The sequence below is a fragment of the Xanthomonas hortorum pv. cynarae genome (assembly GCF_002939985.1).
In the GTDB taxonomy this organism is placed as follows: Bacteria; Pseudomonadota; Gammaproteobacteria; order Xanthomonadales; family Xanthomonadaceae; genus Xanthomonas; species Xanthomonas hortorum_D.
Genome location: NZ_MDFM01000014.1, coordinates 35,228 through 58,014, shown reverse-complemented (window position 1 = coordinate 58,014; position 22,787 = coordinate 35,228). Strand labels below are relative to the sequence as shown.

At 65.0% G+C, this 22,787-nt stretch carries 20 protein-coding genes; 2 read left to right on the top strand and 18 right to left on the bottom strand.

Annotated features, from left to right (window positions below):
- Nucleotides 1-4: 4 nt before the first annotated feature.
- The 17 genes from XcyCFBP4188_RS11460 to gloA2 all read right to left on the bottom strand — a co-directional run bounded on the left by XcyCFBP4188_RS11460 (nucleotide 5) and on the right by gloA2 (nucleotide 17,993).
- Nucleotides 5-787: a DUF1295 domain-containing protein gene (locus tag XcyCFBP4188_RS11460; protein ID WP_006451780.1), complete on the bottom strand. Its 783-nt coding sequence runs from the start codon at nucleotides 785-787 to the stop codon at nucleotides 5-7.
- Entirely contained in the window at nucleotides 784-1,329 is a 546-nt protein-coding gene (locus tag XcyCFBP4188_RS11455) for a DUF2878 domain-containing protein (protein ID WP_006451779.1), read from the bottom strand. The genes XcyCFBP4188_RS11460 and XcyCFBP4188_RS11455 overlap by 4 nt, the downstream gene beginning before the upstream one ends.
- On the bottom strand, nucleotides 1,326-2,621 hold the full coding sequence (locus XcyCFBP4188_RS11450) for an SAM-dependent methyltransferase (protein ID WP_006451778.1): 1,296 nt from the start codon (nucleotides 2,619-2,621) through the stop codon (nucleotides 1,326-1,328). Before XcyCFBP4188_RS11450 ends, XcyCFBP4188_RS11455 begins: the two co-directional genes overlap by 4 nt.
- On the bottom strand, nucleotides 2,618-3,496 hold the full coding sequence (locus tag XcyCFBP4188_RS11445) for a DUF1365 domain-containing protein (protein WP_006451777.1): 879 nt from the start codon (nucleotides 3,494-3,496) through the stop codon (nucleotides 2,618-2,620). Before XcyCFBP4188_RS11445 ends, XcyCFBP4188_RS11450 begins: the two co-directional genes overlap by 4 nt.
- Nucleotides 3,496-4,746, bottom strand: coding sequence for an NAD(P)/FAD-dependent oxidoreductase (locus XcyCFBP4188_RS11440; RefSeq protein WP_006451776.1), 1,251 nt, complete (start codon nucleotides 4,744-4,746; stop codon nucleotides 3,496-3,498). Before XcyCFBP4188_RS11440 ends, XcyCFBP4188_RS11445 begins: the two co-directional genes overlap by 1 nt.
- Nucleotides 4,743-5,741: an acyl-CoA desaturase gene (locus tag XcyCFBP4188_RS11435; RefSeq protein WP_043909898.1), complete on the bottom strand. Its 999-nt coding sequence runs from the start codon at nucleotides 5,739-5,741 to the stop codon at nucleotides 4,743-4,745. Before XcyCFBP4188_RS11435 ends, XcyCFBP4188_RS11440 begins: the two co-directional genes overlap by 4 nt.
- A gap of 223 nt (nucleotides 5,742-5,964) precedes the next feature.
- Nucleotides 5,965-6,804, bottom strand: coding sequence for an anti-sigma factor (locus XcyCFBP4188_RS11430; RefSeq protein ID WP_006451774.1), 840 nt, complete (start codon nucleotides 6,802-6,804; stop codon nucleotides 5,965-5,967).
- Nucleotides 6,801-7,364 carry a sigma-70 family RNA polymerase sigma factor gene (locus XcyCFBP4188_RS11425; protein ID WP_023903315.1) on the bottom strand — a complete coding sequence of 188 codons (564 nt, stop codon included), beginning with the start codon at nucleotides 7,362-7,364 and terminating at the stop codon, nucleotides 6,801-6,803. The genes XcyCFBP4188_RS11430 and XcyCFBP4188_RS11425 overlap by 4 nt, the downstream gene beginning before the upstream one ends.
- A 58-nt stretch (nucleotides 7,365-7,422) precedes the next feature.
- The gene (locus tag XcyCFBP4188_RS11420; RefSeq protein ID WP_046931880.1) at nucleotides 7,423-7,791 is read right to left on the bottom strand and encodes a hypothetical protein; all 369 of its coding nucleotides are present in this window, start codon (nucleotides 7,789-7,791) and stop codon (nucleotides 7,423-7,425) included.
- 85 nt (nucleotides 7,792-7,876) lie between these two features.
- Nucleotides 7,877-8,680 carry a hypothetical protein gene (locus XcyCFBP4188_RS11415; RefSeq protein WP_104592134.1) on the bottom strand — a complete coding sequence of 268 codons (804 nt, stop codon included), beginning with the start codon at nucleotides 8,678-8,680 and terminating at the stop codon, nucleotides 7,877-7,879.
- A gap of 117 nt (nucleotides 8,681-8,797) precedes the next feature.
- Nucleotides 8,798-9,229, bottom strand: coding sequence for an Rnf electron transport complex subunit RnfB (gene rnfB / locus XcyCFBP4188_RS11410; protein WP_006450211.1), 432 nt, complete (start codon nucleotides 9,227-9,229; stop codon nucleotides 8,798-8,800).
- Nucleotide 9,230: 1 nt separating this feature from the next.
- A complete protein-coding gene (locus tag XcyCFBP4188_RS11405; protein ID WP_104592133.1) occupies nucleotides 9,231-9,821 on the bottom strand; it encodes an HAD family hydrolase in 591 nt (196 codons plus the stop codon).
- A 183-nt stretch (nucleotides 9,822-10,004) separates the two neighbouring features.
- Nucleotides 10,005-12,095: a methionine--tRNA ligase gene (gene metG, locus XcyCFBP4188_RS11400; RefSeq protein WP_104592132.1), complete on the bottom strand. Its 2,091-nt coding sequence runs from the start codon at nucleotides 12,093-12,095 to the stop codon at nucleotides 10,005-10,007.
- Between the two features lie 249 nt (nucleotides 12,096-12,344).
- Nucleotides 12,345-12,794 carry a DUF2147 domain-containing protein gene (locus XcyCFBP4188_RS11395; RefSeq protein ID WP_006450214.1) on the bottom strand — a complete coding sequence of 150 codons (450 nt, stop codon included), beginning with the start codon at nucleotides 12,792-12,794 and terminating at the stop codon, nucleotides 12,345-12,347.
- Between the two features lie 105 nt (nucleotides 12,795-12,899).
- Nucleotides 12,900-16,490 carry a M1 family aminopeptidase gene (locus tag XcyCFBP4188_RS11390; RefSeq protein WP_006450215.1) on the bottom strand — a complete coding sequence of 1,197 codons (3,591 nt, stop codon included), beginning with the start codon at nucleotides 16,488-16,490 and terminating at the stop codon, nucleotides 12,900-12,902.
- Nucleotides 16,491-16,502: 12 nt separating this feature from the next.
- Nucleotides 16,503-17,396, bottom strand: coding sequence for an ABC transporter ATP-binding protein (locus tag XcyCFBP4188_RS11385; RefSeq protein WP_006450216.1), 894 nt, complete (start codon nucleotides 17,394-17,396; stop codon nucleotides 16,503-16,505).
- Nucleotides 17,397-17,603: 207 nt separating this feature from the next.
- The gene (gene gloA2 / locus XcyCFBP4188_RS11380) at nucleotides 17,604-17,993 is read right to left on the bottom strand and encodes an SMU1112c/YaeR family gloxylase I-like metalloprotein (RefSeq protein ID WP_006450217.1); all 390 of its coding nucleotides are present in this window, start codon (nucleotides 17,991-17,993) and stop codon (nucleotides 17,604-17,606) included.
- Nucleotides 17,994-18,405: 412 nt separating this feature from the next.
- Here gloA2 and mmuP point away from each other — a divergent pair, with 412 nt between their 5' ends.
- Together mmuP and mmuM are read left to right on the top strand one after the other, a co-directional pair.
- Nucleotides 18,406-19,803, top strand: a complete 1,398-nt coding sequence (gene mmuP / locus XcyCFBP4188_RS11375) for an S-methylmethionine permease (RefSeq protein WP_043908470.1) — start codon at nucleotides 18,406-18,408, stop codon at nucleotides 19,801-19,803.
- Nucleotides 19,800-20,762, top strand: a complete 963-nt coding sequence (gene mmuM / locus XcyCFBP4188_RS11370) for a homocysteine S-methyltransferase (protein WP_006450219.1) — start codon at nucleotides 19,800-19,802, stop codon at nucleotides 20,760-20,762. The genes mmuP and mmuM overlap by 4 nt, the downstream gene beginning before the upstream one ends.
- Nucleotides 20,763-20,768: 6 nt before the next feature.
- Here the strand turns inward: mmuM and XcyCFBP4188_RS11365 are convergent, their stop codons facing one another.
- Nucleotides 20,769-22,709, bottom strand: coding sequence for a DUF885 domain-containing protein (locus XcyCFBP4188_RS11365; RefSeq protein ID WP_104592131.1), 1,941 nt, complete (start codon nucleotides 22,707-22,709; stop codon nucleotides 20,769-20,771).
- Nucleotides 22,710-22,787: the final 78 nt, after the last annotated feature.

Below are 22,787 nucleotides of genomic sequence, written 5' to 3'. Positions count from 1 at the left end.
CGACTCAGGACGAAGGGGGAAACGGGAAAAATGCGCTGGTGCTGCGTTGGTACTGCGCATAGTCCTCACCACGCGAGCGCAGCGCCTGCTGCTCGGTGTAGGGAATGCCGGTGAAGCGATACAAGAACACGAACATCACCACCGGCCCGAGCGCGCACAGCGCGACGGGCCACGGGCCCGCACCGACAGCCAGCGCCAGATAGGCAAACCAATGCACGAACTCGAAGAAATAATTGGGATGGCGCGAATACCGCCACAGCCCGCTGCGGCAGGTGACGCCGCGATTGGCCGGATTGGCCTTGTGCGCAGACAGTTGCCGATCCGCCAGCGCTTCGCCGCCGACCGCGATCAACCACACGGCAATTGCCAGGCTGCTCCACACGCTCCAGGCCGGATTCGGGTTGCTGGCAGCGGCCAGAAACGGCACCGAAAACAGCACCACCACCACCGCTTGCGCCAGGAAAAAGCCCAGGAATTTGCGTTGATCGCCATTCCAGTGTTCACGCAGTGCGCGATAGCGGCCATCTTCGTGCGGGTCGCCGAACACGCGCACGCCCAGATGCAGCGCCAGGCGCGCACCCCACACGCCGCCGAGCACGGCCACCAGCACGCGCGGTAGCAGCGCGCCATCGGACATCCACGCGCAATACGGCGCAGCGACGGCCAGGCACGCGGCCCACAGCACATCCACCGGGCCGGCATTGCCGCTGCGGCGTTGCCACAGCCAGCCGATCACCATCACCACACTCGCAAACACGCCTACATGCAGCAGTGGCCAGACAGTCATTGCAGTTCTCCAGTGATGTGCTCAGGCGATGGTCGCGCCAGGCGGCGTGCATACAGCGACAACACGCCGCAGGCCACGCCCCAGCCGATGCCGACCGCAACCACTGCGTGCAGCTGTGGCGGCTGGAATTCCACCGCGTGCCAGCTGCGCTGCGCCAACCAGTACGAGAACGGCCCGAAGATGGCGCCCAGCAGTACCGCCAGCCATGGACGTTGCATCACCGTGGCCAAGGAATGATTGAGAGTGAGCGCAAAGCCCAGCCACAACGCCAGAATCCACGGCGGTGCCAACGGCGTGCCCGGCCACGGTGCGGCGTAACGCACCCAACCGCCGGCAGCCAGCGTGGTGTCCAGCAGCAGGCCCAGCGACAACGCGGCGATCAATAATTGCAGATCGCCCGGCGCGCGCCGCGACGGCCATAGCTGATACAGCGCAAACAGCGCCAACACCAGCAGTGTCGGCCAGATGCGCGCCTGCGCGGCGGCGCTGACCGCCACCACCCATAGCACCTGCAAACCGAGATAGTTGCCGAGCTGCTTCATGCGTCGGCAGGCAGGCCAGGCACGAACTGCGGCGGACGCGCGCCCGGCTTGCTCAGCCACAGATGCACATCGCCGATCGAGCGCTCCAGAAAACCGGCTTCGCAATAGGCCAGATAGAACTCCCACATGCGGATGAAGCGCTCGTCGTAGCCCAGCGCGCGCACCTGCGGCAGCTGCGCCATGAAGCGCTGCCGCCACGCACGCAGCGTCAACGCATAGCTCGGCCCGATGTCTTCGAGATTGAACAGGCGCAGATCGCTGGCGCGCGCGATGGCACCGGTCATCGCCGCCACCGAGGGAATGAAGCTGCCGGGGAAGATATGCCGCTTGATGAAGTCCACCGAGTGCAATGCCTGCGCATAGCGATGGTCTTCGATGGTGATGGCCTGGATCAGCGCCTCGCCATCGTCGGCGAGCAGGCTGCCGACCTTGGCGAAATAGGTGTCCAGATACTGATGGCCGATCGCCTCGATCATCTCGATCGACACCACCCGGTCGTAGCGGCCGTCCAGATCGCGATAGTCGCGCAGCAACACCGTCACACGATCGTTCAAACCGGCTGCAGCGATGCGTTGGGTTGCCAGATCGAACTGCTCGCGCGAGATGGTGGTGGTGGTGACGCGGCAGCCATGCTCGCGTGCAGCATGCAGCGCGAATCCACCCCAGCCGGTGCCGATTTCCACCACATGGTGCTGCGGGCCGAGCCGCAGTTTCTGGCAGATGCGTTCGAGCTTGCGGGTGGCGGCGCGTTCCAGTGCCGCTTCGCCTTGCGCCTCTTCGCCATCGACGAAGATCGCCGACGAATACATCAGGTTTTCATCGAGAAACAAGCTGAATAACGGGTTGCCCAGGTCGTAATGCGCGGCGATATTGCGCCGGCTGCCGCTGCGGGTATTGCGCGCAAAGGTGTGCAGGCTGCGCATCGCCCAGCCACCTAAACGTGCGGTGCCGGTCTCCATCGCATCCAGGCGGTCGCGATTGCGCAACAGCAGGCGCATCAGGCCGACCAGATCGTCGCACTGCCATTGCCCATCCATGTACGACTCGCCGGCACCGACGCTGCCATTGAGCGCGGCCTGCCGATAGAAGCCCGGATCGGTGACGCGCAATTGCAGTTGCAAGGCATCCGCGCCGCTGGCATTGCCGAGGGTGGTGATGCCATCGGCCTCGTGCAGCTGCAATTGCCCATCGCGCAGGTCGCCGAGCGTAGCCAGCAGGCGCTTGCGCAACAGGCGATCCGTCCAGGAAGCCGCGCGCGGGGCAGTGGTGTCGGGCAGGGACGTGGCGTTCATCGGCGTTCTCGCACAGGCGGATGGGGGGTGTCGTGCACAGGGTTGCCGCGCAGCCACAGGCGCAAGGCCTGCCAGTGGATGGCGACCACCACCTGCACGGTCATCAACGGGTAGGCCAGCAGCGTGCGCGCCAGGGTGCGCGCAGTCAGCGGCTGGCGCTGCAGCACCAGGGTGGCGTCGAAACGGCGGGCGCCGCTGTTGGTGCTTGCGGTGTCCACATCAGGCGCATCCAGCACATCCATATGCACGCGCAATTGCGCGTCCGGCACGCTGAAACGCCAGTCGTACTGGTGCTGCATGCCCATGAATGGCGAGACGTGGAAGCGCTTGTCGAAGCGCCAGGCATGCACGTCGCGATGCGTGCGCGCCTGCGCGACCGGCAGCACGTAGGTGTGGCGCTGCTGCCAGGGCGTGTTGGTGATTTCCGCAACGATCCAGCGCAGGCCGTCGTGACGATCGAAACAGTAGTAGAAGCTGACCGGATTGAACACATGGCCGAAGTAGCGCAGATGCGTGAGCAGGCGGATTGCGCCGTCCGGGCGCTCGCCGGTGTGGGTCTGCACGCAATCGCGCACCGCTTCATCCAGTGGAATAGTTGGGTCGCCGAGGTAATCGCTGCGACGGAACTGCGCCAGGTTGGCGCGCCCCACCGACCACAGCCAACGCTGCGCAAACACCCGATCCAGTTCGGACAGATCCAGATACATCAAAAACAGCTTGTAGCGAAAATCCAGCGGTTTTGGCGCAAACCGGCGATGCCGCACCCAACCGGTATAGATCGCGCTGCGCAACGGTGCGGCCACGCTGCCGGCGCCGCTGCCCTCGGTCGGGGGCAACGGCACCGCATCGGTGCTGGCTTCGCGCAGCAGCTGCATCACCACGGCACTCCTAGCCCATGCGCTACATCCACACCGCTGCGCAGGCCGTCCTCGTGGAAGCCGAAGCCCCACGCCGCACCGGCAAACCAGGTGTGCTGGACGCCTTGGATATCGGCCTTGCGCGTCTGCGCCGCGAGTGCGGCCGCGTTCTGCACCGGGTGGCGATAGCGCATGCGCCGCAGCACCTTGTCCGGGTCGATGTCGTGGTCGCGATTGAGGCTGACGATGAATGGCTGCGGTGCATCGATCGACTGCAGCGCGTTCATCCAGTAACTCACCGTGCACGGCGCCTGCGGGTCGGCCGGCACATGCGCGTTCCATGCCGCCCAGGCGCGGCGATCGCGCGGCAACACGCGCGCATCGGTATGCAGCACGGTGTCGTTGTTCTGGTAGCTGATGCCGCCCAGGATCTGTTGCTCGGCCGGTGTGGAGTCGCTGAGCAATGCCAAGGCATCGTCGGCGTGACAAGCCAGCACCACGTCGTTGAAATGTTCTTCGCCGCGCAGCGAGCTGAGCACCACGCCATTGCCGACGCGCCGGATCGCATGCACCGGGGTGGACAGCCGCTCCAGCACCTGCCAGCGCCGCCGCAGCGCGCGCACATAGCTGTTGGATCCGCCACGCACCACCTGCCACTGCGGCCGCCCGCTGAGTTGCAGCATGTGGTGGTTGGCCATGAAGCCGATCAGCTGGCCCATCGGAAATTCCAGGATGCGCTGCGAGGGCGATGACCACAGCGCCGAGGCCATCGGCACCAGATGCTGGTCGCGAAACGCCGCCGAGTAGCCATGCCGCTGCAGATACTCGCCCAGCGTGCTGAACTGCTCGTCGCTGTGCAGCACCGCCGGTGCCTGGCGATAGAAGCGGCGCAGGTCGGACAACATGCCCCAGAAGCGCGGGCTGAGCAGATTGCGGCGCTGGCAGAACAGCCCGCCCAGGCTGCCGGCGTTGTATTCGAGCCCGCTGCGCGCATCGTGCACGGAGAAGCCCATCGTGGTCGGCTGCGCGGCCACGTCGAGCTCGGCGAACATGCGCGTGAGCAACGGATAGTGCTGCGGGTTGAACACGATGAAGCCGCTGTCCACCGCGTAGCGCTGGCCTTGCAGCTGGATGTCGTGCGTGTGCGTATGCCCGCCGAGATAATCGGCGGCCTCGAACAGAGTGACTTCATAGCGCCGCGACAACAGCCACGCCGCGCCCAGGCCGGCGATGCCACTGCCGACCACGGCAATCCTGCCCTCGCTCATCGGCGCACCCGCTCGGCGCGCTGCGTGAGCATCTTCGGCATCGGCTTGAGGTCCCACACCAGGCCCACCCACGACATCGCCGTGAGGCCGTACCAGGTCATGTCGTACTCCCACCAGCGCAGGCCTTGGCGCGCCGAGCCGGGGAAGAAGTGGTGATTGTTGTGCCAGCCTTCGCCAAAGGTGAGCAGCGCCAGCAGCCAGTTATTGCGGCTGTCGTCGCGGGTATCGAAGCGCCGGCTGCCGAAGCGATGCGCCAGCGAGTTGATGGTGAAGGTGGCATGGAACAAGGCTACGGTGGAGATCACAAAGCCCCATACCAGCAACTGCGCGCCATTGGTCTCCAGCGCGGGCGCGGCGGTGGCCAGCCAGTCGCCGAGCAGGTACAGGCCCAGCGCCAGCACCACCGGCATCACGATGTCGAAGCGGTCCAGGAAGCGCAGCTCGGCAAAGCGGCGCAGATCCGGGATGACCTCCCAATCGGTGCGGAAATTGCGCGGGGTCAGGAACCAGCCGGTATGACTCCACCAGAAGCCGTGTTGCGCCGGCGAATGCGGGTCGCGGCCGGTGTCGGTATGCCGATGATGATTGCGATGATGCGCGGCCCACCACAGCGGCCCGCGTTGCACACAGGTAGCGCCGATCGCGGCGAACACGAACTGCAACACGCGCGAGGTCTTGAAAGCGCGGTGCGAAAAATAGCGATGATAGAAACCGGTCAGCGCGAACATGCGCAGCGCATACAGCGCCACCGCCATGCCCACCGCAAACCAGGACGCGCCCACCCAGATCACCGACAGGCAGGCCAGGTGCAGGGCGATGAAGGGGATGGCGCGCAACCAGTCGATGCGGTCTGCGCGCGCTTCGTCCAGCGGTTCGTCGGTCTGCGAATCCACCCAGCGGCGCAGGCTGCCGATACGCATTGCCAACCAGCCACGGGGATGTGGGCTGGTGGGCTGAGGCGTTGCAGCGTTGGGGTCGACTCCGGTACTCGGCACGCGTGGTTCTCCGTCGTTGGTCGTGACCCTTTACGAACGCTGCCGGCAAACAGATGCACCAGCGCGCATGATCGTCGCATGCGTGTGTAAGGTTCGTCTGATCACACTGATAATTCGCGCAATCGCGCACACAATTAACCACACGCCGTATCGCTGGCGCGCATGAGGTCGTTCGTGAAACGAGCTTGCCTGCGAGAGCCTCGCAGGCAAGCTCACCGCCGGGTCAGGGCGCCATTGCCAGCGTGCTGATGCCGCCCTTGGCCACCACGGTACCGGTGGGGATGCCACCCGGCGCACCGCCCAGTGGTTCCAGGGTGACGGCCAACAGAGCCTCGTTGCTGAGCATGGGCATCAGCTGATCGGGGATCTGCGCGCGGCGTGCGCGTTGATCGTCGAATGTGCCCATCGAATACGGCTTGCCGTCTGCGGTGATCAACCACAGTTCGGGCACCTTGTCGGCGGTGGCGGTGCGATCCAGCGGCGTCACCGTGATGGTGTGCTTGTCAGCATCCATCAAGGCCACGTAGCCCGGCCGGCCGTCTTCGGTCGCCAGCGTGGCGGTCATCGCGATGCCGGTGGCAGGCGGGGTGGCCGGGGTTGCTGGAGTCGTGACCGGCGGTGCCTGTACCACCGGGCCAGTGGCTGGCGGCTGCACTGGTGCGGGCGGCGTGTTCACGTTCAACAAGGCCAGCACGCACACCGCAGCAGTGGCCAGGCCACCGGCACTGGCCCAACGCCAGAAGCGCACGCTGTTCCACAGTGGCGTGGCCGGTGTGGTGGTGGTGGTGGTCGGTGCTGCGGGCACTGCGCGCAATGGCGTATCGAAGCCCAGCGTCTGGCGAATGCGCGGCCAGAGCTGATCGGACGGGGTCACCGCCGCGATTTCGTCCAGCAGCGGCATCAGATGTTGCTGCCATTGCAGGACGGCCTGATCGAACTGGCTGTCGGTGGCGATGCGTTGTTCGGCTGCCAGGCGCTCGTCGGCGCTCAGCAGGCCCAGCACGTACTCGCCGGCAAGCACGTCGCGCGGTGGTTCCTGGTCGATGGGGAATGGCGTGCTCATCGTTCCAGACATGCCTTGAGTTTGGCCAGGCCACGGCGGATCCAGCTCTTGACCGTGCCGATCGGCGTGTCGGTGCGCGCCGCCAGTTCTTCGTAGGTGATGCCATCGAAGAACGCGGTGCGGATCAATTCGCTGCGCGGCGGTTCAAGTTCGGCCAGACAGTGGTCGATGCGGTGGCGCGTGCTGGCGCGCTCGGTGCGCTCCAGCGGTGAGGCATCGCTGGCACGCAGGTCGCCGGCATCGTCCAGGGTCACGTTGCGGCGCTGCGGTGCGTTGGCGCGCAGATGGTCGATCGCCTTGTTGCGCGCGATCATCGCCAGCCAGGTGAGCCCGCGTGCACGCGCCGGATCGAACTGCCCGGCCTTGTGCCAGATCAGCGTGAACACGTCCTGCAGCACTTCTTCGGCTTCGGCGCGTTGCGGAATCATGCGCAAGCACACCCCGAACAGCTTGGCCGAGGTCTGCCGATACAGCGCTTCGAAAGCATGCCGATCGCCGCCCGCAGTTGCGGTGAGCAGGCGTCCGGTTTCATCGTCGTCGTGGCCAGGAATGGCACTCATGCGGTCGGGCGTTGAGTAAGGTGGCGCCGATCCTACCGGACTGGCTACAGCGTGTCTTTCACTTGTGCCGGAACCACAGCAGCACAGCGGCGAGCAGCAACAGGATTTCAACGCCTGCCAGCGCAACCGTCGGTGCAGAGACCGGCCACAGCCGCGAGAGCGCGACAGTGCGGAACAGCACGATCGGGACGTAGAAGGCGAGTGCCACCAACAGCCCGGTGCGCGGTTGATCGATCCAGGCGAAGTAACCGAACAAAAACGCCATGCCCAACTGCAGGCCGCCGTAGATGACCAGGTATTCCGACTGCCCGGCCGGCGAAAGCTGGGTGTAACCGACCGCATGTGCGGTCTTGGCCGGTGAGAGCGTGCACCAGATCGCCAGGACGACATAGAGCACTGCGTTGATCCAGAGATAGGCCTTGGCCATGAGGATGTTCCTGCGTGTGGAATGGGTGCCCGGGCCGTTTTACGCAACGGCGCGTGGTCGAACGTGAAGATGGCGCGTGTCTGGTTCACGGGGCGCTGCAGCGCTTGGCCAGCGGCTGCTCGCGTGCCTGGCGCAACTCGTCCGCACTGGCGGCACGCGCAGCGGTGTCCGGGAAAACGATGCGCACGTGCGGATAGCGGCCGCGTTCGTCGCGCAGATTGCCGACGCCGCGGAATTCGAGCAGGCGCTTGTCGGCGATCGAGTAACGCACCTCCAGCGACGGCACTGCGGCGCCGTACCAGGCATCCAGGCTGAGCCGATAGCGACGCTGGCCGGCGCTGTCGCCGATCCGTTCGACCTTGAAGGCCAGCTGGCGCTGCAAACTCGGCAGCACGAAGTCGACGCGCTGCGTTGCGCTGGCGAGTGCGTCCCATTGGGTGCGCAGATAGGCATCGAAACCGGCATCGATCACGCGCGCGCCTTCGCTGGCGGGCAGCGCAGTGCGGCGTTCGGCCTTGCCGGGTTCCTGCTGAAACATCTCGCGCACGCCATCGCGTTGGCGCACGCCTTCGCGGTAGCCGTCGCGTCCATCGAGCAGGCTGAAGTTGGGCGAGGGGCCGCCGCCATCGACCAGTTTGCGCGCGAACGGGCGCCCGTCCGTGCAGCGATACAGCACCACCCGGCCGCCGTCGTCGAGCAGCCAGTGCGACTCGCGGTAACGCAGCGCGCCGCTGTCGCCATCGAAGGCATCGCCGTCCACACGGGTGACGGCTGCTGCGCTGAGCGGCGAACAGCCCAGCACCAGCAACAACAACGGCGGGATCGGCCGGCAGCGTGCGGCTAGTGTGGCAAGGGCGGCAAGGGCGGCAAGGGCGGCGAATGGGCGCATCGGCGGATTCCTCGATGGGAGTACACACCAATACGAGCGCGTCCGCAGCACGGATGCGCCGAATGCGTCAGGACGTTCCTGACGGAAGGTAGGAGTTGGAGGCCTTTTGCGAGCCGTCTAGCCGATTGTGTGCAGCTCGATGCAATCCACCGGGCAGGCTGGCAGGCAGAGCTCGCAGCCGGTGCACAGCGGCGCGATCACCGTGTGCATGTGTTTGGCGCCGCCGACGATGGCATCCACCGGGCAGGCCTGAATGCATTTGGTGCAGCCGATGCAGTCGGCCTCCACGATCCACGCCACTTGCGGCAGCGTGTGGGTGCCACGGGTGCGGTCGTACGGGCGTGCAGGAACCTGTAGTGCGTGCGCCAGCGCGCGGGCACCGGCGTCGCCACCGGGCGGGCAATGATCGACGTCGGCGTGCCCATCGGCCATCGCTTGCGCGTAAGGGCGACAGCCGTCGTAACCGCACTGGCCGCATTGGGTCTGCGGCAGCAGGCGGTCGAGGCGTTCGACCAGATCGTGCGTGGGTGCGGGCGTTGCAATGGACATGTCAGTGCAACAGATTGCCGCGATACCAGCGCTGCTGCGCCAGTGCCAGCAGCGGCGTGTCTTCGCGGCTATCGCCATAGGCATGCACGCACTCGTACTGCGACAGGTCGTAGCGCAGGCGGATCTGCGTGGCCTTGAGCGGGCCGCAATCGCCATTGGCATAGCGCCCGCTCAACACGCCGGCATCGTGTTCCAGCCGATTGCAGATCAACGACAGGTCATGCTGCGCACACCACGGCTGCAGATACAGATCCAGCGACGCCGACACCAACACCACTTCATGCCCTTGTGCCTGGTGCCAGTCGATACGCTGCATCACGTTCGTGCGCAACATGCCAGGCAGATTGTTGCGTGCATACGCTGCCCCGTGCATGGTCATTTCTTCCAGCGAACGAGCGCTGAAGACCAGTCGCGTGACGCGTGCGCGCAAGGCCTGCGCGGAGATCAACCCAACCCGATAGCCCAACACCCACGGACCCAGCTGCCACTTCGCCGCCGCCAGCTGCGCCGGCGTTGCCACCTTGCGCAGGAAGCGCGCATAGGTGTCGCAGGTAGTGATGGTGTGATCGAAGTCGAACAGGGCGAGTTGCATGGGGCTGGGATTGGGGATTGGGGATTGGGGATTAGAGATTGGTTAAAGACGCGGTGTTTTTCTTTCTCCCACCGGGAGAAGGTGCCCCGCAGGGGCGGATGAGGGTACGGGCCAGGCACTCGTGTCAGGTCTTCCTCAACAATCAGCTCCGGCTTTTACGAATCCCCAATCCCCAATCCCGCCTCACCGAACCGGCATCCCCGGCTGCGCGCCCGCATCGGCATCCAGCAACGCCAACGCGCCGCCATCGAAGCCGGCCGACAAAATCATGCCTTCGCTGATGCCAAAGCGCATCTTGCGCGGGGCCAGGTTGGCGATGAACACCACACTGCGGCCGACCAGCGTTTCCGGTTCGCCGTAGCTGGCGCGGATGCCCGAGAAGATCTGGCGCTTGCCCAGCTCGCCGGCGTCCAGTTCAAAGCGCAGCAGCTTGTCGGAGCCTTCCACGAATTCGCACACCAGCACCTTGCCGATGCGCAGGTCGAGCTTGGCGAAATCGTCGATGCCGATGAGGCTGGGATTGGGGATTGGGGATTCGGGATTCGCAGGCGCTGCCGGCTTTGCCTCGGCCTTGGACGGCGCGGGTTTGGCGGTGGTTGCGGCGGGTGCTGCTGCGGGTGCGGCGAGTGTGTCTTTTGAAGCGTCGGTCATGGCGTCGATCAGTTTGGGGTCGATACGGGTGAACAGGGCGGTGTAGGGCTGGATCGTGTGTGCGGTCAGCGGGCGCGCGACGTCTTCCCAGCTGGTCATCGGTGCCGACAGGAAAGCCTCGGCCTCGGCGCAGGTGCGCGGCAGGATCGGCTTGAGTGCGGCGACCAGAATACGGAACAGGTTCAAACCCTGCGTGCATACCGATTGCAGCTGCGCATCGGCACCTTCCTGCTTGGCGATCACCCATGGCTTGGTGTCGTCGATGTACTTGTTGGCCTCGTCGGCCAGCGCCATGGTCTGGCGGATCGCGCTGGCCGCGTCGTTGCGCTCATAGGCCTCGCGGATCGGCGCCAACGCGGCGACGAAGCGCTCGTATTGCGCAAGGTCGGGCAGGGTGTCGGCCAGCTTGCCGTCGAAGCGCTTGCCGATGAAGCCGGCGCAGCGGCTGGCAAGGTTGACGAACTTGCCGACCAGATCGGAGTTCACGCGCGTGACGAAATCGCCCAGATTCAGATCCAGATCATCCACGCCGCCAGAGGACTTGGCCGCGAAGTAATAGCGCAGCGCTTCCGGTTCCAGGCCCACGTCCAGGAAGGTCCGCGCCATCACGAAGGTGCCGCGCGACTTGGACATCTTGGCGCCGTCCACCATCAGATAGCCGTTGACGTGCAGCCGGGTCGGCGCGCGATGGCCGGTGCCGTGCAGCACCGCCGGCCAGAACAGGCCGTGGAAATTGACGATGTCCTTGCCGATGAAGTGATGCAGCTCGGTCTGCGTGCCGGCGACCAGATGCGCTTGGAAATCCTCGCCCATCTGTGCGCACAGCGTCTTGAAGCTGCACAGGTAGCCGATCGGCGCGTCCAGCCACACGTAGAAATACTTGCCCGGCTGGCCGGGAATCTGGAAGCCGAAATACGGCGCATCGCGCGAGATGTCCCACGCGCGCAAGCCGCCTTCGGTGTCCAGCCATTCCTTGAGCTTGGCCTTGACGCCCGGCAGTGCGACATCGCCAGCCAGCCACTCGCGTAAGAAACCGTCGAAATGGCCCACTTCGAAGAAGAAATGCTCCGAATCGCGCAGTTCCGGTGTAGCGCCGGAGATCACCGACCTGGGCTCCTTCAGCTCGGTCGGGGCATAAGTGGCGCCGCAGACCTCGCAGTTGTCGCCGTATTGATCGGCGCTGCCGCAGTTGGGGCAGATGCCCTTGATATAGCGATCCGGCAGGAACATGCCCTTGGCCGGGTCGTAAAACTGTGCCACCGAGCGACGGCTGATGTGACCGGCCGCTTCCAACTTGCTGTAGAAGGCCTCGGTCAGCTCGCGATTGACCGGCGAATTGGTCGAATCGTAATGATCGAAGGTCACCCCGAACGCGGCGAAATCGCGCTCATGGCTGGCCTGGATGTTGGCGATGAAGGCTTCCGGGGTCACCCCGGCCTTTTCGGCGGCGAGCATGATCGGCGTGCCATGGGTGTCGTCGGCGCAGACGAACCAGGTCTTGTCGCCGCGCAAGCGGCGCGCGCGCACCCAGATGTCGGCCTGGATATAGCCGACCAGATGGCCAAGATGCAGCGGCCCGTTGGCGTAGGGCAGGGCGGTGGTGACGAGTGCGGTGCGGGTCATGGCAGGCGTAATGCGGGGGACGGGCGATTATCGCATTAGTCGTGAGCCGGGATTGGGGCTGGGAGATTGGGGATTCGTCAAAGCAGGATCAGGTCGCCTGCCTGTCCAGACGCGCGGCGTCAGCCATCGCTGCGGCACCAGCAGCCGATGATCCCGCCCAATAGAACAAGCCCCCTAAAAAATCGCCGACGCACAAAAAAGGCGCCCCGAAGGACGCCCGCTCTTGCGAATCCCCAATCCCCAATCCAGCTATTCACGAATCCAGGTCTGAGTGCGGCCCAGCGCCTCGATACCCACATAGCCGCGCATCTGCAGCTTCTTGCCGCCGTCGGTCAGGGTGACCTTGGCCTTGTAGGTCTTGCCCTTGGCCGGGTCGAGCACCGAGCCGCCGCTCCACACCGCGGTGCCGTCGGGCTTGAGGCCCCACAGGATGGTCATGCCCTTGATCGGCTTGCCTTTCTGGGCGCCATCGCATTTGTCGCAGAGCGGGTTCGGGCCCTTGTCCGATTGCAGGATGTCCACCACCTTGCCGCTCAGCGTGCCGTTGCCGGTTTGTTCGATCTGCACCACCGACTTGGGCTTGCCGGTCTCGTCGTCGATGGTCTTCCAGCGGCCTACCGGCGAGTCGGCGGCCTGGGCCAGCAGCGAGGCCGCAGCCAGCGGCAGTGCCAGCATCAGGGTCTTGAAGGTCTTGCGCATGTGTCCCCTCCCAGGGATTGCTGTGGCCGCCGTCGGCGGCCTGATCGCAATGTATACCGTGGAGTATGGTCGCGGAAAGACGCGCTGCGGCATGCGTTCATTCGGCTATTGCAGCGTCACCTGCTTGCGGTTGTCCGCCGGCACGCGGTCGATCAGTTTGTTGTCGGGGTCGAAGCCGGCTTCCGCAGGCAGGCCGTCGACCGTGACCGTGAAACTCGGCGCGACGCTGGTGATGTGCTGACGCTGTAGATACAGCACCGGTGCTTGCGCGTCCTTGCCAGCGGCCTTCCCATAGATCGCCACCTCGATCCAGTCGTCCAACGGCACCGCGTGCTCCTTGCCCTTGCCGTCGGCCTGCAACTTGGCCGCATGCGTCTGCACGGTGACCTCATAGCGTCCATCCGGGCGCTTGCGTGCCTGTGCGCTCACCACGCGGTTGTCGTAGAAGGTGATCTTCTCGAACAGGTCGGTGATCAGCCCTTGCTGGTCCGGGCGTGCCTCGGCCCGAATGGTCTGCAGCAGCTCGGCCGAGGTGGTGTAAGGCGGTTGTTCGAACGCCTTGGCGGCCAGGAAGCGCTGCAACGCGCGGTTGAGCGCCTGCTCACCGATCTCTTCGCGCAGCCGGTAAAACGCCAGCGAGCCCTTGCGGTAGTGGATGTATTGCTGGTCTTCCACGCGATACAGCGGCAATTCCTCGATGGTTTCGCCGCCACGGCCTTCCAGATAGCGGTCCAGTTCGTACTTGAGAAAGCGCCGCATGTGGGCGCGTCCGTACTCGCGTTCCATCACCATCAACGCCGAATACTGCGCCAGCGATTCCGACAGCATGGTGGCGCCTTGCACGTTCGCGCCGATCACCTGATGCGCCCACCATTGATGCGCCACTTCGTGGGCGGTGACATAGAACACGTAGTCGATATCGTTCTTGTCGCGCAGATCGGCAATGAAGCCGATCGACTCGGAGTAGGGAATGGTGTTGGCGAACGACTGTGCAAATCGCGCGTAGCCGGGGAACTCGATGATGCGCACCTGATGGTGCTGATACGGGCTGAAATTGGCTTCGTAATAGGCCAGCGATTTCTGCACGCTCTCGATCATGCGTTGCACGTTGTATGGGTGCTTGGGGTCGTAATAGATTTCGATCGGGATGTTCTTGTAACGCGCCTTGCGCACTTCCCAGCGTGCCGACAGGTAGGCGTAGAAGTTGAGCATCGGGCGGTCCATCACGTAGCGGAAGCAGCGCCTGCCATCGCGTTGGAATTCTTTCTGCAGATAGCCCGGTGCCAGGGCGATCTGATCCGGTGCGGTGCAGACGGTGCTGGCAAAACCGAGCCAGTCGGCCTCGTTGCTGACGTAGCTGTTGGCACGCGCGGCCTGATCTTCCAGCTTGGGCATGCGCGTGGGTTCGCCCAGGCCGCGCTTGCGGCGGTCGTTGCGGTCGGTGATCTCGGTCTGCGTGTTGTAGCCGAACCAGGGCAGCAGGGTATTGTTGAAAAAGCTGCCGTTGGCGACCAGTTCGGTTTGCGCCTGTTCGGCGGTGAGGCCGTGCGGATGCTGGTCCACGCGGAAGCGGAACACGCGCTCTTCGCCAGGTTGCAGCGGCTTTTGCAGGCGATAGATGCGGTAGCCGGCCGGGACGTCGTGCGTGGTCAGGGTCTGCCCGCCTAGATCCACCTTTACCAGGCTGCGGTCGCCAGTGCGGCCTTGCATGCCGATGTGCACCTCGCTGATCGGCGCGGTGTGGGTGTTGCGCACTGTCCAGGTGGCATCGATGACGACCGACTGGGTTTCTGGATGCAGATCGACATGGTTGTCGATCGCGACGATGCGCGGCTGCGGCAGATCCTTGTACTTGCGGTAATCGCGCTCGTAGCGCGCCTGCAGGTCCAGCCGCTGTTCCGGCGACAGGAAGCTGTTGTAGACGTTGGTGTTCCAGTACAGCCAGCCGCCGATCGCCGCGAAGCCGAGCAGGCTGGCCGCCAATGCCGCGCCGGTCGGGCTGCGCAAACGCCGCAACGCCAGCCGCACACGCTGTCGCAACCCGTGGCCCACGCCGCGCGGCCAGAATGCCGAGGACAGCAACAGCAAGGCCAGCAGGAACACGCCCCAGTAGCCCTGAAACCACAACTGGCCGGGCAAAAAGTGCCCGTAGCCGTTCATGTCCGAATACGGTGCGTTGGGCCAGCCGCCGAAGGTGTAGAGGTTCTGGGTGTAGTCGAGCATCGACAGCACCGATTGCCCGATCAACACCAGCATCAGCAGCGCATAGCCGACGAACTTGTTGTTGCTCAGTACCTGCAGCGCCAAGGCCATGCCGCCCATCAGCACGTACAGCACCGAGCCCAGTGCCAGGGTCTTGAGATACAGCAGCGGTTCGATGCTTGTGTAGCCACGGCCAAGCTGCAGCGCGATCGAGGTCAGCGCACCGGCGAGCTGGAAGCTGGCGATCACCGCCAGCAAAGCGACGAATTTGCCGAGTAGCGGCACCCAATCCGGGACCGGCATCGCGTCGGTGATGCCGTCGATGCGGTTGCTGCGCTCTTTCCACACCAGCTCGCCGGCATAGAACAGCACCACGATGATCAGCAGAAAGCTGTAGCTGTTCTGCAGCGCCTCCAGCATCAACGAGGTCACCGGCAGCACGGCGGTGCCGTAATTGCGCGAATTGAACAAGGCGGTCGGGATGAAGTTGGCCAGGCCCAGCAGCAACAGCACCACGAACGGCGCACTGCGCAGCACGCCCAACGTGTCGAAGCGGATCTGCCGCAGCAGCTGCTTCCAGGCGGTGGCCACGCCGAAGCTCGGTGTGACCGTCAGGCGCGTGGTGGTGACGCGTGTGCTGGTGGGCGCCGTATCGGCAGGTGCAATCGCGCCAGCGCCACGGCGCCGACGCGTGCCGCTGCGCTCGGTGCGGAACAGCGCGAAGGTGGCGGCGAACAACATGCCGCTCATGCCTAACCACACCGCGCGATTGGCGAGCAGATAACCTGTCAGTGGCGGCAACTGGTGATTGCGCTGGTCCACCGACCAGTAGCGCAGCGTCTGCGACAACGCGCGGATGCCGAGCGGGTCGGACAGCGTGGCGATCCACACGTTGTCCAGATCGGCCATCAGCGCACGGCTCACGCCATACAGCACGAAGAACACGATCACGCCGATATAGACCCACAGGATGCTGCGCGTGGTCACCGCCAGCACCGACAGCAGCGCGGTGGTTAACAGCAGATTGGGCAGCACCAGCACCAGCAACGACCACAGATAGGGCAGCACTGCGACCGGGCCGAGCCGTGCCTGATCGATCCACGGCATGAATTGCGCCGCGAACATGCCCAGCGCGATCACCACGTACATCACCATGCCGGCGATCAGCGCCGCGCCGATGCGGCCAAGCAGATAGTCGCGCCGCCGCACCGGTGTGGAAAACACCAGCTCGGCAGTGCCCAGGTCGAAGTCGCGCAGCAAGGCATTGCTGACGAACAGGGTGATCACCAGCAGACCGAGCAGGCTGAAAAGCCCCAGCAGCGTAGCGATCACGGTCGGCGCATTGCGCAGCACGTTGCCGATGCCGCCACCGATCTGCACCGCATCGCTGGACAGTGCGGCAAATGCCAGCAAGGCATACAGCGCAGCCAGCAGCCACAGGAAGGGCGAGCGCAGTTGTTCGCGCAGCTCGAAGCGCAGGAACGCCAGGATCATCGCAGCGCTCCGTCAGGCAGCCAGCGCTTGCTTGCGCAGGCGCTGGAAATAGACATCCTCAAGATCGGGAGCGACCTGTTCGAAACCCGGCTCCGGGCAGTCGGCACTGAACACGTGGATCACCGGATGCCCGGCAATCAGGCGCGTGGACAGCACGGTGAAACGTGCCTCGTAATCGGGCAGCGCCTGCTTGGCGACCTGTTTGCGCCAGACCTGCTGCTGCAGCATGTCGATCGCATCGGCGGGCCGCCCGGTCAGCAACACCTGGCCCTTGTTCATGATGGCCATCGTCGGGCACAGGTCGGTGACGTCTTCGACGATGTGGGTGGACAGGATCACCACCACGTTCTCGCCGATTTCGGCCAGCAGATTGAGAAAGCGATTGCGCTCTTCCGGATCCAGCCCGGCCGTCGGCTCATCGACGATGACCAATTGCGGGTTGCCCAGCAGCGCCTGCGCAATGCCGAAGCGTTGCCGCATGCCGCCGGAATAGGTGCCGAGCTTGCGCTTGCGTGCGTCCCACAGATTCACTTGCTGCAACAGCCGCTCGACCACCTCCTTGCGCTGGCCGCGATGGCTCAGCCCCTTGAGCACGGCGAAGTGATCGAGCATGTCCAGCGCGCTGACCTTCGGGTACACACCGAAATCCTGCGGCAGATAGCCCAGCCGGCGGCGTAAGGCGTCCTTGTCGGTGAGCACATCGATGCTGCTGCCGTCGGCGCCGGTCAAGCTGACGCTACCCGAATCGGGCTCCTGCAGCGTGGCCAGCGTGCGCATCAACGACGACTTGCCGGCGCCGTTTGGGCCCAGCAAGCCGAACATGCCGCGAGGAATGTCGAGGGTGACGCCTTGCAGCGCATGCACGCCATTGGCGTAGGTCTTGGACAATGCACGGATCTGCAGCATGTACGGTTCCTGTGTCCTGGTGTGGTTCGATCTTCATGGCGTTACCGCATTGCCGCATCCGCCGAAAGTCACAGCGACCATCGACTACCAGCGGCTAACAAAACATACCGAGCGCCCGCCTGGCGGCCGCGCAGTAGCTTTGTTGATCGCTCTGACTCTTCGACGTGCCTCCGTGGCAGATGTGACCGAACCTGCCGGGTCTGCTGTTCAACCGACTTCGTAGAGCTCCAGCGGCAAGTCGTCCGGATCGGCGAAGAAGGTGAAGCGGCGGCCGGTGTATTCGTCGATGCGGATGTCTTCGGTGGCCACGCCGTGCGCGTTGAGATGCGCGACGGCCGCGTCCAGCGCCTCGACCCGGAAGGCAAGATGACGCAGCCCGCGCGCTTCCGGGCGGCTGGGGCGCAGCGGTGCGTCGGGAAACGAAAACAGCTCGATCTGGCCGCCGTCGGGCAGCGCCAGATCCAGCTTCCATGAATCGCGCGGCTGCCGGTAATGCTCAGCGAGCACGCGCAAACCCAGGACGTCGCAATAGAACTGCTTGGAGCGCGCATAGTCGCCGGCGATGATTGCCACGTGGTGAATGCCGGCGAGCATCATGCGGCGCCTCGCACGCGATGGGGGAGCTGGCGCTGCCCCGCGTCGCTAGCGGCCAGCATGGATGCGCGACACGCGGCAACAGCGAGAGCGATGGCATCTGCGATACCTGCAGGCAGCGATGATGCACTCCAGCGCTGCGTCTGCGCGTAGGTGCGTGTGTGCAAGTCGTGTGGCATGTCAGCGGTCCGGATGAACAGTGGCGAGGATACCCCCGGGGTGCCCGGAGCGTGTTGTGCAGACCAGACCAGACCAGACCAGACCAGGTCGGGCGCGACGCGCGCTTGCGCGCATCGAGGCAAAACGCGCCGCACGGCATCGCGGATTGTTGGTGCCACGTCACGGCTGGCCAACGCGTGGCTGTGCTCGCCTGCGCGCGCATGGCAGGATGCTGGGCCACCAACCCGTCCTGCCGATGCCCGAACCCACCTCCAACGCCGCACCGCAATTCCAGCGCAGCATGCAGGTGCGCCATCTGGTGATGCTGTCGCTGGGCGGTGTGATCGGCACCGGGTTGTTCTTCAACACCGGTTACATCATCGCCAGCACCGGTGCGTTGGGCACGGTGATCGCGTATCTGATCGGCGCGCTGGTGGTGTATCTGGTGATGCAGTGCCTGGGCGAGCTGGCGGTGGCGATGCCGCAGACCGGCGCCTTTCACGTGTATGCCGCGCGCTATCTCGGGCCGGCCACCGGCTACGTGGTGGCGTGGTTGTACTGGCTGACCTGGACGGTGGCGTTGGGATCGAGCCTGACCGCTGCTGCGTTCTGCATGCAGTACTGGTTCCCGCACACGCCGGCATGGCCGTGGTGTCTGTTGTTCTGCGCACTGATCTTCGGCTTGAACACGGTGTCGGCGCGCTGGTTTGCCGAAGGCGAATTCTGGTTTTCGTTGATCAAGGTGATCACCATCCTGGTGTTCATCGTGCTCGGTGGTGCTGCGGTGGTCGGCGTGTTGCCGTTGGCAGATGGTTCGCCGGCCCCCGGGTTGCGCCACCTGCGCGCCGATGGCTGGTTTGCACAGGGCACCTTGCCGATTTTGATGACGATGGTGGCGGTGAATTTCGCTTTCTCCGGCACCGAATTGATCGGTGTTGCCGCCGGCGAAACCGCGCAGCCGGCACGTGCGATTCCGCTGGCGATCCGCACCACGCTGGTTCGGTTGGTGGTGTTGTTCGTTGGCACCGTGCTGGTGCTGGCTGCACTGTTACCGGCCGAGCAGGCAGCAGTGGAGACCAGCCCATTCGTGCGCGCCTTCGAATTGCTGGGCATTCCGTATGCGGCCGACATCTTGAATGCAGTGATCCTCACCGCGATCCTGTCGGCGGCCAATTCCGGCCTGTACGCAGCCGCGCGCATGCTGTGGTCGCTGGCCAACGAAGGCACGCTGCCGGCGCGGCTGGCGCGCCTGACCCGGCGCGGCATCCCGTTGCCGGCATTGGCGTTGAGCATGCTCGGTGGCCTGTTGGCGCTCCTCACCGGCGTGTACGCGGCCGACACCGTGTTCGTTGCGATCTCGGCAGTATCGGGTTTTGCGGTGGTAGTGGTGTGGCTTAGCATCTGCGCCTCGCATTACTTTTTTCGGCGCCAGTTGCTGCGCGACGGCATCGCGCCGGAGAGCCTGGCGTATCGCGCGCCGTGGTATCCGTGGACGCCGATCCTGGGGTTTTCGCTCTGTCTGCTGGCCTGTATCGGGCTGGCATTCGATCCGCAGCAACGCATCGCGCTGTGGTGCGGCATCCCGTTTGTGGCGCTGTGCTACGGCGCCTACGCACTCACGCAATGGCTTGCGACCCGGAGACAGCACGCATGACGATTCTTCCCCGCCGGCCGCGTGCCGACGCGCCTTTCAGCCAGGCTCTGCAGCATGACGGCTATGTGCTGCTCGATGGCGCGCTCGCTACCGAACTGGAACAACGCGGCTGCGATCTCAACGATGCGCTGTGGTCGGCGCGCGTGCTGATGGAGCAGCCGGAGCTGATCTATCAGGTGCATCGCGACTACTTCGCCGCGGGCGCCCAGTGCGCCATCACCGCCAGTTACCAGGCCACACCACTGGGCTTTGCCGCGCGCGGGCTGGACCTGGCGCAGTCGCAAGCACTGATCGCACGCAGCGTGGCATTGGCCGCGCAGGCGCGCACCGATCATCTGCAGTCGCAACCACAGGCGGCGCCGTTGTGGGTGGCCGGCTCGGTCGGGCCCTACGGCGCGTATCTGGCAGATGGTTCGGAATACCGTGGCGACTACGCTCTGCCGCTGGCACAGCTGATGGACTTTCATCGTCCGCGCATCGCCGCGTTGGCCGACGCCGGGGTGGATCTACTGGCGTGCGAAACGCTGCCATCGGCCAACGAGATCGTCGCGCTGCGCCTGCTGCTGGAAGAATTTCCACAGCTGCATGCATGGTTTTCCTTCACCTTGCGCGATGCCGCGCATCTGAGCGACGGCACGCCGTTGGCGCAGGTCATCCCGGCGCTGGATGCCTGCAAGCAGGTGATCGCAGTGGGCATCAACTGCATCGCGCTGGAACACGTCACCGCCGCATTGCAGACCCTCTCTGCACTGACAGCGCTGCCGCTGGTGGTGTATCCCAATTCTGGCGAGCACTACGATGCGGGCGACAAGCGCTGGCACGCAGGCAGCACGACGGCATGCAGCTTGGCCGACCAGCACGCGCAGTGGCTGGCGGCCGGCGCGCGGTTGATCGGCGGTTGCTGCCGCACTACGCCGCGCGACATCGCCGCGTTGGCGGCTGCGCGCGCGGCGTGCTGAGCTGCCTCAGCCTTTTTGCGTGGCGATCCAGCGCTGGATCTTGTCCTGCAGGATCTCCAGCGGCACCGAGCCGTCCTTGAGCACTTCGGTGTGGAAGGCGCGCACGTCGAAGCGTGGGCCCAACTCGCGTTGCGCCTGCTCGCGCAGCTGCGCGATCTTCATCTCGCCGACCTTGTAGGCCAGTGCCTGGCCGGGGATGGCCATGTAGCGGTCGACCTCGGCTTCGGCATCGGTGCGGCTCATGCCCGAGTTGTCGAGCATGTAGTCGATCGCCTGGGTGCGGCTCCAGCCCTTGCTGTGCAGGCCGGTGTCAGCCACCAAACGAATCGAGCGCCACAGCGCGTTCTGCAGATAGCCGTAGGTGTTGTACGGATCCTGATACAGCCCCAGCTCGCGCCCCAGCGACTCCGCATACAGGCCCCAGCCTTCGATATACGCCGTCTCGCCGCCCAGGCGGCGGAACTTGGGCAGATCGGTCAGCTGCTGCTGCAGCCCGAGCTGGAAATGGTGGCCGGGAATGGCCTCGTGCAGATACAGGCTCTCGGCCTCCCAGGTCTTGCGCGAGGGCAGGTCGGAGGTGTTGACGTAGAAGATGCCCGGCGTGCTGCCGTCGCCGTTGGGGCGCATGTACGAGCCACTGGCGGCCGCTTGCGCGCGCTGCGCTTCCACCACACGCACTTCCAGCGCCGGCATGCCCTGGATGTTGAACAGGCGCGGCACCGCAGTTTGTACACGGCCCTGCAACCCACGGTAATAACCCAGCAATTCGGTGTCGCTGCGGAAGGCGAAGCGCCTGTCGGTCTGCATGAACTTGTAGAACTTGGGCAGGTTGCCGCGGAACTTGACCTGCTTGGCCAGCGCGGCGATCTCGCCCTGCAGGCGCGCCACCTCGTCCAGCCCGATCTGATGGATCTGGTCCGGGGTCAGCTCGGAGGTGGTGCTCTGACGCACGTCGTAGGCATACCAGGCCGCGCCATTGGGCAGCGCCGTCAGTCCGTCGGTATCGCGGCAGGCCGGCAGGTATTCGGTGGCGATGAAGCCGCGCAGCTCCCGGTAGGCCGGCATGATGCGCACTTCGATCAAGCGCTTGTATTCGGCGGTGATGCGCTGCTTGTCGGCCTCGGGCATGTCTGCCGGCAGGTTGCGCACCGGGCCCCAGAACAGGCTGTCTTCGGCATTGCGCGCGATGATCGCGTCCAGCTGCGGCAGCACTTTTTGCATCAGCACCTTCGGCTGCACCACGCCGGCCTGCATGCCGGCCCGCATATTGCTGATCGCTTGGTCGAACAACTCGGGGATGCCGACCGCACGCCGCGACCAGTTGTCGTAGTCCTTGACCGTCTTGAACGGCTGCGCGCCGGTGCCCGAGCCCAGCACCACCGCGATGCTGGCGATGTTGTAGAACTGGTTGATCGGCAGCATCCAGCTGGGGAACTGCTCGGCCGCCAGCGCGCTGCGCGCGTCGCGCACGAAGATCTGGTAGCTGAGCAGGTCCTGCCCGCTCAAACCGTCCGGCCCCAACGCTTCGGCCTTGCCCAGCCACAGCACGGTGAAATCGTGCGACTGCTGGCGGAACGCCGGCGACAGGAAGTTGGGCAACTGGTCGTTGTAGCGGGTTTCGCCCTGGAAGGTGGCCTGCAGCGGGTTGAGCTTGAGCGAGGCATCCCAGTACTGGTCGTAAAGCAGGTTGAGCTGCTGCGCCTTGGTCAGCACCACGGGCGCGGCGACGACGCGCGGCTTGGCCTTGGCGGCTTTGCCCCCTTTGGCAGCCTTGGTGGTCCTGGCCGCCGGCTTGGCGGTCTTCTTGCCTTTGCTCGCCTTCGCGCGCGTTTGCGAGGTCTGTGCCTTGCCGGTTTTCTTCTTGGCCGCATCGGCGGGCACTGCCAGCGACAGGCTCATGATGGCGGCCATGGCCAGGGACAGCAGGCGGGAAAAGCTGAGGGGCATTACCGGCTCCGGGAACAAGCGAGCGGGGAGCTTGCCCGATCCGCACCGTTCAAGCCACCCACCCGCGACACCTGGCCC